This is a genomic window from Microcoleus sp. N9_A1, from assembly GCF_036701795.1.
Classification (GTDB): domain Bacteria; phylum Cyanobacteriota; class Cyanobacteriia; order Cyanobacteriales; family Microcoleaceae; genus Microcoleus.
Genome location: NZ_JAUBRI010000074.1, coordinates 21022 through 32292 on the forward strand (window position 1 = coordinate 21022; position 11271 = coordinate 32292).

Here is an 11271-nt window from a genome sequence, read left to right on the forward strand (position 1 = left end):
CCAATAACTGTGGAATAAAGACTGCTCAAAAATAACATCAGCTAACAGCTCGCGAGCTCATGACTAATGACTAATGACTAATGACTCATAACTCATGACTAATGAAATCGGATTTCTGCGACAAGTGCCAGCCAAAGACGCTGTGGGAACGCCAGCATCCAAGTACCAACTTTCTGAAGATGGGGAATTGGTCATCGGACGCGATCGCAATTGTCAAATAGCCCTAGAGTCGATCGCCCACGGCATGGTTTCCCGTCGCCACGCCATGATCCGTCCCCTAACTCAGGGTACTTTTACGAGATGGGAAATTTGCGACCTCAACAGCGCTAACGGAACTTATATCAACGGAAAAAAGCTCTCTGGCTGCCAAACTTTAGAAACAGGCGATCGCATCAGTCTCGGCCTTGACGGCCCTGAATTTATATTTGAATCTCCCGTAACCCCTTACCAAAATCAACCCGGATTAAGAGCACCACAAACGGGCAATTTTGCTGGTAACGAAAAAGACGCTCTCACTTTAACTCAATTATTCCCGATCGCCTCGACGGGCAAACAATTAAGCCAAAAAGCTTACTTATATCCAGGTATTGCCACAGTTATTGTTGTCGTGTCGATGTTTGTCGCCGTTGGAAATTCCGCAGCATTCAACTTCCTGCTGTCAGCTTACCTCGCCGGTGCGGCTTACTACTTTATCTATCAACTGTGTGGCAAACACAAGCCTTGGTGGGTATTGCTTGGTTCGGCTTTAGCTACAGTCCTGATTGTGATCAGCCCCTTATTAATTGGATTTATATTAGTATTTAGAGAAATTTTGCCCGGTCGCCTGCCAGCCGAAGGCGAAGCAATCAGTTTTTTGCCTTTTTTGACCAGAATGTTTTTCGGGGCGGGTCTGATGGAAGAATTGCTGAAAGCCCTGCCCGTTTTAGGAGCGATGCTGCTGGGAAATTGGCTGAAAAATCCGTGGCGCGATCGAATCGGTGTTTGGGAACCTTTAGACGGAATTTTGTTAGGAAGTGCCTCAGCAGTCGGCTTTACACTACTAGAAACTCTCGGCCAGTACGTTCCCAATATCATCCAAAATATCACCCTGCAAGCAGGCCCAGAAGCCGGACAATTAGTAGGATTGCAGTTGCTAATTCCGCGAATTTTAGGCTCCGCCGCCGGACACATGGCCTACAGCGGTTATTTGGGATATTTTATCGGTTTGAGCGCCCTCAAACCCAGGAAGCGCTGGCAAATTTTGGGCGTAGGTTATTTCAGTGCTTCCGCACTTCACGCATTGTGGAATGCGTCGGGAGCAGTCAGCGTACTCTTGCTAGCCTTAGTGGGAGTTTTGTCCTATGCGTTTTTAGTAGCCGCAATTCTGAAAGCCCGCGCTCTGTCTCCGAATCGAGAGCAAAATTTTGCAACTCGCATATTTTATGAAAAGTGAACTAGCAGGTCAAACAGCGATTTTTTTCTTGTGTTTCAACCAGCGTGAACCAGCCAATGCTAAAGCAGTCCCCCTTGCGGTGAGAGGTTCGGGAACTGGTTCGGCTTCGGTATCCCTAGCTTGTAATAAACTTCGGTATCGTGGATAATGAGCGCTTGCTGAAAAAGCCTAAAACCAATCGCAAGCTCTAATCTTGCCCAGTTATAGAGGTGTTTTAAGAGTTATAAACCAAACGATCGAATTAACAACAAACAAAAAAGTATAAAAAATATAGATTGATGGAGCGCAGAGAACTCTCCATAAAGAAGGCATTTTAAGTGTTTTTAACAAACCGAGCGGGTAAACGAGACCTTCCGGTATCGAACGGGTATTAAAACTTTCATCTAAGGCGCTTTCATTATTCAAGAATTGGGTAACTGCATGGATTCTTTGTATGTAATAAAAGTGCACCTTCCAGTAGGTAGCTTCTAAAAACCAAAAACCAAAAATTATCACGTATCCCAGCGGAACTAACGCATTTATTTTGCTGGCAAATGCCCAACCGATAAGCGCTACCCAAATGGTAATTGCCGTAGTTTTTATCTGCTGCAAAATTGTACTGAAGTTAGCTATTTTTTTCTCTAGTTCCTCTGCTCCTTTTTGCAGCATTGCTAGCTGAAATTCAAATCGATCCATGTTTGATTCGGAGATGGCTGATTCTTCCTATAGCAATCCTAAATGATTTTCTGTAGGGACACGGCTTGGCCTTAGTCCCTACAGATGGATTTTGGGGAAATCAGATTTATGTTCGCAGTAAGGATAATGATTTAGGATTGCTATATATGGTTTCTAACTTTAAAATACCAAACTCCAGCAGTTTCACCTACCAAAAGGCTGTCCCATCCACTGCCAGCACGACCTATTAAAAGTCGCAATTATACCACAGTTTAAGAAAGCCTTCCTAGAAGAACGGGGCTTTAGACCCATTTTTTTGGTAACAATCGTGGTTCGCCCACCGCTGCTTGGGAGTTCGCCCCGTTTCTCCGACGTACAGCAACGATGGCAGCGCGCTGTCAATAACGAAGTAGAGGCAAGCGCGATCGCCTGCGTGTATCATGTATAATGATATTTGTCAATACGTAATTTTATATAAAAATGCCGCAATATTGAGCTCTCGTGCATAAGTAGCGTCTGCTTAATTGCCTGATGCGATAATCGCAACTGAACTTAGAAATTCTTCACAAATAGTTTGACTGTGGTACTATCTGGATGGCTGTGAGTAGCTGAGGGAAGCCAAGGGGCTTGATTCCTGTGGTGGTGGAGGAGAATCCAGGAGTGCTAGATAGGATGTCATTGGGATACGCAAACGTTTTCGGTCAGCGAAGTCAACCCGAGCCCCTTCGCATTGGGGTCGTTGGGGTTGGCAATATGGGCCAGCATCACACGCGAGTTCTGAGCTTGCTAAAAGATATCGAACTCGTGGGTGTTGCAGACATAAATGTAGAGCGGGGAATTGATGTAGCAAGCAAATACCGGGTTCGCTTCTTTGAAGACTACCGGGATTTGCTCGCCCACGTAGATGCAGTTTGCGTCGCCGTTCCAACTCGCCTGCACCACCCTGTGGGGATGTCTTGTCTCCAAGCAGGGGTTCACGTTTTAATTGAAAAGCCGATCGCGGCTAGTATTGCCGAAGCCGAATCTTTGGTCAACGCGGCTGCTGAAGCCCACCGGATTTTACAAGTGGGTCACATCGAGCGCTTCAATCCAGCTTTTCAGGAACTCGGCAAAGTGCTGAAAACTGAAGAGTTACTGGCATTGGAAGCTCACCGGATGAGTCCCTATTCCCAGCGGGCTAACGACGTATCGGTAGTTTTGGATTTAATGATCCACGACATCGACTTGCTTTTGGAATTGGCAGATTCCCAAGTGGTCAAGCTGACCGCCAGCGGCAGCAGGGCCTCAGATTCAGGTTATTTAGACTACGTGACAGCGACGTTGAACTTTGCTAACGGCATTGTCGCCACCCTGACTGCCAGTAAGGTGACGCACCGCAAACTCCGTTCAATCGTGGCTCACTGCAAGAATTCTCTGACAGAGGCAGATTTTCTCAACAACGAAATCTTGATTCACCGACAAACAACCGCCAATTACGTGACGGATTACGGTCAGGTGCTTTACCGTCAAGATGGGTTGATCGAGAAAGTTTACACCAGCAATATTGAACCGCTCCACGCAGAATTGGAGCATTTTATTAATTGCGTGCGGGGTGGAAATCAGCCTTCTGTGGGAGGAGAACAAGCTCTCAAGGCTCTGCGGCTTGCGAGTGTGATCGAGCAAATGGCTCTCGACGGTCAAGCTTGGTATCCGAAAGAGCTAGAGTCTACTTTGCAAGTTAGCTAAATCGAGACAAATCGTGTCGTTTCCGGGTGCTTTTACAGTTTGGGTTTGTTGTTCGTTAAAGAGGGTAACTGTTCCCATGCAACCGGATTCGATGTCAGTCGATTTGAGATTGGACAATTCGGCGTGAGAAGTTCGGCGAGTGCGAGCGTCGAGTTGCGCTCAGTCGAACGATTTTAGATCTTAGATTGACTCCGCAGATGAATCTGGGGGCTTGAACTAAGGTTTCAACTTTTTTGCTTTCGACAACAGAAGTCGTGGGCAAGTATCCGTCTTTAGGTGAAGTCACGATTTATGCCAACAAAGAGCGACTATTTGACGACTGATGGTTTTGCTAACTAGCTGATTGCCTTGAGGACTCAGGTGAATGCTGTCTCGATACAAAGTTGGAAATTCTGCCGCACAATTGAAAATGGGAAGAAAATCTATGTAAGTAATTTTCTCTGTTTCTACGAGTTCGGCGAGACGCGCTCTAGCTTTGACTTCCCAGTCGCGAGGGCCCGGGCCGCCGAGTTCACCCCGCTTAGGCGTGACGGCTAGCAAAAACTCGACGTTGGCGGATACAGCTATTTTCTGGATGTGGCGAATAGCTTCTAAGTTGCAGCCTACTACATCGCCGCTTGTGGCTCCGGGTGCTGCCAATTGGGGAGTCGGCACTGCAGGTAGCAGGTAGCGGCTCAATAACTCTAGGGTAGCCGATCGGGGTTTGTGATCCGGGTAAGATCTATCGCGCCCCACAACCAGAGCACAAGGAGCCGATGCAAACAAATCGTCCGTATTGAGCAGCAAAACCAAAGCCTTTGCCCCAAAAACACCGAACCGCTTGGCGTAAGCAAGTTGATTCCTCGGTCCCCAAGAATTGGCTGAGGCGTTGAGAACTTCAAAATTTGAATAGTTGACTTGTGAACCTAATTGTGAATCGATCGCCAGATTCTGTACTTGCAGTCTCAAATTCCGAGCCATAATTTCCGAGATCGTATCTGTCTGATGTGTCCACCAACCGCCGTTGGCGACAGAATCTCCCAACAGCAAGACGCGCAGAGTTTCTGTAGGGGCGATCGGGGCGATCGCTGGGCTACGCATCGAATACTCGTTAATCTCAATCCGGTTGCCCAAGCGACGCACCCTTTGGTTGGGCGCCAACAAATAGCCGCACTCGGCATCGGCAATGTAAATCAAGGGATTGCCAAAACCCAGCAGCACCCGCAGCAGCACTTCGATTGCTGCCCCCAATCCTGCGGTGACAGCCAAAATTATGAGAACAACTTCCACCACTTAACCTCGATAGAGAAGGAAAAACCCCTGCCGACACCAAGGTATAAAAAAGAATGCAACTGCAGTCAAGCTCTCAACCCCGATTGTAGTCAGTCGATTTTAGATTAAAGATTAAAGCATTGACTCCACAGATGAATCTGGGAGATATCCCTAAAATCTAAACTTTTTTGCTTTCAAGGACTCCTGTCTTGAAGCAAGTATCCGTCTTTGAGTGAAATCAGTAGGTCGTCCTTGTAAAATCTAAAATCTAAAATCTAAACTCTAAAATGTTATGGCTTAGGGGTTTGAGCAAGTTGGCAGCCCGATTAAGTCAACCGAATCGCCCCCGTGGATATAGAATTCTAGAATATACCGTCAAAATCCGCCGTCAGCCGTCAGTGAACTTGGTGGTTTCAGGAAAATCCGTGGACTTAAAACAAATATTCAAAACGCCGAATCCCATAATCGGTGTCGTACATTTACAGCCTTTGCCAACTTCTCCCCGCTGGGGCGGAAACCTCAAAGCTATTATCGGAAGAGCCGAGCAAGAGGCTACAGCGCTGGCTTCGGGTGGCGCAAACGGTATCATAGTCGAGAACTTTTTCGACGCTCCTTTTGCCAAAGACTGCGTAGATCCGGCTGTGGTAAGTGCCATGACTCTGGTAGTCGAGAGGCTAACCAATCTCGTGACGCTGCCGATCGGCGTTAACGTGCTGCGAAACGACGCCCACAGCGCGATCGCCATCGCCTCCTGCACGGGAGCTCAATTCATCCGCGTCAACGTCCTCAACGGCATCATGGCTACAGACCAAGGCTTAATTGAAGGCCAAGCTCACCAGCTCCTGCGCTACCGTCGGGAATTGGGCAGCGATGTCAAAATATTAGCAGACGTGTTAGTCAAGCACGGGCGACCCCTAGGCAGCCCCAACTTGACCACAGCCGTCCAAGAGACGATCGGGCGCGCCTTAGCCGATGCCGTAATTCTTTCCGGCTGGACAACCGGCAGCCCTCCCAATCTCGAAGACTTAGAACTCGCGAGTGCAGCAGCGGGGGAAACTCCTGTTTTCATCGGTAGCGGTGCATCGTGGGAAAACATTTCCACCCTCATGCAGGCCGCTGACGGCGTAATCGTGTCGAGTTCGCTGAAGCGAAACGGCCGCATCGAACAGCCGATAGATCCCATCCGCGTCAGTCAATTTGTAGAAGCCGCCCGTCGCAGCTTTTCCGAAAAAGAACTCGAACAAGAAAACAAAAACGCTAATGGTTCGAGAGGGCTAACACCGGAACCGGGCAAAGTCGGTCGATTTTAGATTTTAGATTTTAGATTTTAGATTTTACCCCAAAGATTCATCTTGGAGGTTGAACAAAAGTCTACAATTTGAGTCATTTGTATCATAGATCCTTAGCTAAACCCGCCCTAAAAAATGCTAATAACTGATGACTGATGACCGATTAAAGAGAAAGAAAGAGGGCGGGTTTTGCCATTTTTTTAGTCATTTGTATCATAGATCCTTAGCTAAACCCGCCCCTACAAAATGCTAATGACTAATGACTAATGACTACTGACTAATGACTACTGACTAATGACTACTGACTACTGACTAACTACCAATTAGTAACTACCAAATCAAAAAAATGATTCGCCGACGTTCAACCCCTTGGATTCATCGCTGGTCTAGAACGGTGATGGCAGCGATCGCAGCCATCGGCGTCGTAGAAACGGCCTATCTGACGATCGCTAAATTCACAACAAACTCAGTAATTTGTCCCACCAGCGGATGCGACAAAGTTCTCAACAGTCCCTACGCTACAGTCTTTGGCACAGTGCCTTTAAGTTTATTAGGTTGCCTCGCTTACCTAAGCATCGCAATCCTGGCATTAGCTCCCAAAGCCGTCAATCCCGACAACAACAAACAACTGCACTCTCAACTGGAAAATTGGACTTGGCAAGCCCTATTTATCATCACCGCTGCGATGCTAATATTCAGCAGCTATTTGATGTATTTAATGGCTTTTGAAATTCAGGAATTGTGCATTTACTGCATCAGTTCCGCCCTATTTTCCCTGTCGCTGTTTGTGCTGGTGCTAGTCGGGCGCGACTGGGAAGATATCGGACAATTGGTGTTTACAGGCATCTTGGTAGGGATGGTAAGTTCGATCGGCGCTTTAGCGCTCTACAACAGCGTCAGCTCACCCGCTCCTTTTGTTTCTTCTACCCCCGGAATTTTACCCCCTGCAGTCACCACAACCTCCGGGCCCGCACAAATTGCTTTAGCCCGCCACCTCCGACAAATCGGCGCTAAAGAATATGGCGCTTACTGGTGTCCCCACTGTCACGATCAAAAAATGCTGTTTGGGAAAGAAGCAGCCAAAATAGTTGATTATTTTGAATGCGATCCCAAAGGGCAAAATTCCCGCGCTGAAATTTGCCAAGCTGCTGCTGCAAATATTAAAGGTTTCCCTACTTGGGAAATTCAAGGTCAGTTTTATTCGGGGACACAAACTGTGGATAAACTCGCTGAGTTATCCGGTTACACTGGCCCGCGCAACTTTCAAAACTGACTTTGACATACGATCCGAGAGTTCACTGCTGTTAGCCGTTTGGGAACTCCCCTTTGCTCCTTTTACCAGTTTTGGCTAACAGTTTAGGTTAGTTTTGCGATGTGCTTTCCCTCTTGTTAATTACGTTACCTACCGACTGGTTAGCTGGCTGGCAACTGCTCAATAAACTCTCGATAAAACTGCTCGTGGGAACCTGCAAAATTATCCATTCCCTCCTTTGTTAAATATCCACGCTTACCAGTGTGCGGATTCTTCACGTAGCTATCAATCACCTTTGAAGGCTTGGGGTTCTCGCTCCAACTAATATTGAATGCCGCATACTTCGGGAAAAAGGTCATCCCTGCACAAGCATAAATGTGATCGTGTATCCACCAGGCCAACGCTGTCCAATCTTGAGTGCGCTCATAGTAAGGGATAAATGAAGTGACGACAATACAAGCTGTTGCTCCCATGTACCCATCAGTATCTTTGACATCCCAGATGTGTACTGCATAGTTTGACTCATTGCTAGCGCAGCTATATTGGTTGCTATTCTCTGCTCCTTTGGCATTCACAGCACAAGAGCGGTAGGCCGAACGAATACTGATCCTGCCCAGAGCGTCTTGAATTGGCTCAAGTACCTGCTCGCACAGTTTCCTTCCTGCCGCGATCGCCAAATCAGGACAATCTGGAATATTAGGTATACCTTCAATTTGAGAGATTTCTGAATAAAGAAACTCACGCATAAAAAAACTTTTAGAGAGTTGAACACGTCCTAACTCTTCCAAAACTTTAACAGTTTGTGGCTTTCTAATTTGTTTTTGGGTTTGTTTGTATAAAAACCTAACAATCCAGCCACCTTTGACAAATCGGCGCTATAGATTTTCTAATTTTATCACTTTTCAGGCGTTGATCTGGCTCTGCTTCTCTGGCTTTTTTTAAGAACATCACATGAGAAATGAGTTGGTACTTGTATAGTTTATGTAAAATTTGCCAATAATAGGGGCAACTGCGAATCAATAGGCAGCAGGTGGCACTTAACGACTGAAGTGTCACTCAGGGTGCTGAAATAGAAGGATGAATCAACTTTACGGGGGTTGGAACTCGATCGCCTGCACCGAAAAACCAAAAAATTGGATAATCTAACATCTAAAATCTAAAATCTAAAATCGAGCCGATCGCCCCGAAGATATAAAAGCTATATGTAGTAGTAGCTTAGATGCTCGAAGGGCGAGGCAAAAACTCCCAAAGCATGATAGAAACTATCAAAAAATGGCTCGATCGAGAACGCAGAGTATTGATTACTGCCAGTACCGTTGCCGGTACGGTGATTGTACTGCGCTGGTTCGGATTTTTGCAGGTGTTGGAATGGACTGCTTTCGACCACTTTGTGCGCGGGCGGCCAGCCGAACCAATTGACTCACGCATCGCCATTGTCGAAATCAAAGAAGCTGACTTGCAAAAATACGGCTACCCAATTTCCGATGCTGTATTGGCTCAATTGCTGCAAAAATTGCACGCTGGCAAGCCGCTGGCGATCGGCCTCGACGTTTACCGAGATTTGCCGACTCAACCGGGTAACGCCGAATTGCTCAAAACTTTTAAAACTATTCCCAACTTAATCGGCATTGAGTTGATGCCAGACGAAACCAGGATTGGAGTTCAGCCCCCTCCCGTACTTGACAAGCTCTCGCGCGTCGGTTTCAACAATGTTGTCATCGATGCTGACGGTAAAGTGCGCCGAGCTTTGCTGTACTCTTGGCCGGGAGACGGCAAAACTCATGAAAGCTTCGCGCTCAAACTAGCTTTGCTTTACCTCGAAGGCGAAGGGATTTCCCCTGAGCCAGCAACTGTCAATCCTAAATACTTGCAGTTAGGTAAGGGGGTGTTTCGACCTTTTGAGCCGAATGACGGTGCTTACGTGCGAGCGGACAGCCGCGGCTATCAAATTTTGACCAACCTGCGCGGCCCGATCGGCAGTTTCCGCACTGTATCGATGAGTGACGTGCTTTCTGGCAAAGTACCGGCGGATTTTGTGCGATCGCGCGCTGTTTTGATCGGCTCAAATGCCGCCAGCCTCAAAGACTTTTACCAAAACGCTTACAGTTCGGGTTTGTTTGCTCCTCCCCAGCAAATACCGGGAGTCGAGCTTCAGGCTCATTTCTTGAGCCAAATTTTGAGTGCTGCCCTTGACGGGCGCGGGGGTATCAATGTCTGGCCAGAGGCTGCGGAGTTGCTGTGGATTTTACTGTGGTCTTGGGCGGGAGCGAGTGTGAGCTGGAAGTTGCGATCGATCAGGCGATCGGCTTGGTTTTTGTCAAGTATCTGTCTCGGTTTGAGTGCCAGTTTATACTTAGCTTTTTTAGTTGGTTGGTGGCTGCCGTTAATTCCTGCAATCCTCAGTCTTTTGGGTTCTGGCGTAACAGTTGTCGGTTATCTGGCTCACTTGCAAGAAGAACTAAAACGCTCTAAAGAATTTTTACAATCGCTAATCGATACAATTCCAGACCCGATTTTTGTCAAAGATATAAATCACCGCTGGGTTGTGTTGAATCAGGCATATTGTCGGTTAATCGGCTATCCTTTGGAAATTTTAACCCGTCGCACAGATTACGACTTATTTCCCCAAGCCGAAGCCGATATATTTTGGCAGCAAGACGAATTAGTATTACAAACTCAACAGCCGCAAGAAAATGAAGAATATTTTACCGACGCTCACGGAATTACGCATCTGATTGCGACGAAAAGAACCCTGCACAAAGATGCTGCCGGCAACTTATTTTTAGTCGGAGCGATCAGAGACATTACCGAGCGCAAACTCCGGGAAGACGCTTTAGAGCAAAAAAATGCTGAACTCAGCCACCAAGCTTCTCACGATGCTCTTACAGGTTTGCCCAACCGTAAAATGTTTTACGAATGTTTGCATCTATCTATAGAAAGAGCTTTTTGCAATCAAGAATTGGTAGCTTTACTGTTTTTAGATTTAGATGGATTTAAGTCGGTCAACGACACTCTCGGACACAATGTGGGCGATTTGCTGTTAAAAGCAGTTGCCAGCAGGCTCAGAAAATGCTTGCGCGGCAGCGATATTATCTCGCGACTGGGCGGCGACGAGTTCACAGTCATCCTGTCGGCAATTCCCGGTAGCGAGGAAGCTGCGAAAGTAGCTAAAAAAATTTGCGATGCCATCGTGCAGCCTTTTATTTTAGAAGAACATACAGTTTCTGTAACTACAAGTATTGGCATTAGTTTGTATCCAACTGACGGTCGAGAGTCAGAAATTTTAGTCAAAAATGCTGATGCTGCGATGTATCGTGCTAAGGAACGGGGGAAAAATCAATATCAGTTTTCTTAACACAGAAGAGAAATGGAAGTCGGAAGAAGGAAGAAGTCAGAACGCTTTAGCTATCGTCGCGAGAGAAGTCAGAACGCTTTAGCTATCGTCGCGAGAGAAGGAAGGAAGTAGAAGGAACAAGCAATAAAATCAAGGGTCTCAGCAATTAAAAAAGTTTTAACAGTCTTGGCGGTTGCCATATCAGTCTAAAAAAAGAATGCAACTGTAGGCCCCTGCACGAAACCATGATAGTCATAAGACATCTCCGAAAACACTCAAAGCCTCTGTATAGTTAAGTTCTAGGACGTAAATGTAATCATCGTAAATTAGCTAG

The 11271-nt window shown here is 46.7% G+C and carries 9 protein-coding genes; 5 read left to right on the forward strand and 4 right to left on the reverse strand.

All coding sequences use genetic code 11. The features are described 5' to 3' along the window. Positions 1-94: 94 nt before the first annotated feature. A complete protein-coding gene (locus QUA58_RS25770; RefSeq protein ID WP_333254988.1) occupies positions 95-1432 on the forward strand; it encodes a PrsW family glutamic-type intramembrane protease in 1338 nt (445 codons plus the stop codon). Positions 1433-1633: 201 nt separating this feature from the next. Here the strand turns inward: QUA58_RS25770 and QUA58_RS25775 are convergent, their stop codons facing one another. Continuing rightward, positions 1634-2107 carry a hypothetical protein gene (locus tag QUA58_RS25775; protein ID WP_333396778.1) on the reverse strand — a complete coding sequence of 158 codons (474 nt, stop codon included), beginning with the start codon at positions 2105-2107 and terminating at the stop codon, positions 1634-1636. A 265-nt stretch (positions 2108-2372) separates the two neighbouring features. Further along, positions 2373-2528, reverse strand: coding sequence for a GIY-YIG nuclease family protein (locus QUA58_RS25780; RefSeq protein WP_333254992.1), 156 nt, complete (start codon positions 2526-2528; stop codon positions 2373-2375). Between the two features lie 230 nt (positions 2529-2758). Between QUA58_RS25780 and QUA58_RS25785 the strand changes: the two genes are divergently transcribed. Then, a complete protein-coding gene (locus tag QUA58_RS25785) occupies positions 2759-3811 on the forward strand; it encodes a Gfo/Idh/MocA family oxidoreductase (RefSeq protein WP_333254994.1) in 1053 nt (350 codons plus the stop codon). A 282-nt stretch (positions 3812-4093) separates the two neighbouring features. Here the strand turns inward: QUA58_RS25785 and QUA58_RS25790 are convergent, their stop codons facing one another. Beyond that, positions 4094-5080, reverse strand: a complete 987-nt coding sequence (locus QUA58_RS25790) for a GDSL-type esterase/lipase family protein (RefSeq protein WP_333396780.1) — start codon at positions 5078-5080, stop codon at positions 4094-4096. A 407-nt stretch (positions 5081-5487) separates the two neighbouring features. Here QUA58_RS25790 and btpA point away from each other — a divergent pair, with 407 nt between their 5' ends. Then, entirely contained in the window at positions 5488-6372 is an 885-nt protein-coding gene (gene btpA, locus QUA58_RS25795; protein WP_333255026.1) for a photosystem I biogenesis protein BtpA, read from the forward strand. Between the two features lie 325 nt (positions 6373-6697). Continuing rightward, a complete protein-coding gene (locus QUA58_RS25800; RefSeq protein ID WP_333396783.1) occupies positions 6698-7624 on the forward strand; it encodes a vitamin K epoxide reductase family protein in 927 nt (308 codons plus the stop codon). 140 nt (positions 7625-7764) lie between these two features. On the opposite strand, the gene QUA58_RS25805 is transcribed toward QUA58_RS25800, so the two are convergent. After that, on the reverse strand, positions 7765-8349 hold the full coding sequence (locus tag QUA58_RS25805) for a peptidase M15 (protein WP_333255000.1): 585 nt from the start codon (positions 8347-8349) through the stop codon (positions 7765-7767). Positions 8350-8822: 473 nt separating this feature from the next. On the opposite strand from QUA58_RS25805, the gene QUA58_RS25810 reads away from it, so the two are divergent. Next, complete coding sequence (locus QUA58_RS25810; protein WP_445301902.1) at positions 8823-10958, forward strand: CHASE2 domain-containing protein; 2136 nt, start codon at positions 8823-8825, stop codon at positions 10956-10958. The last annotated feature ends 313 nt before the right edge of the window (positions 10959-11271 follow it).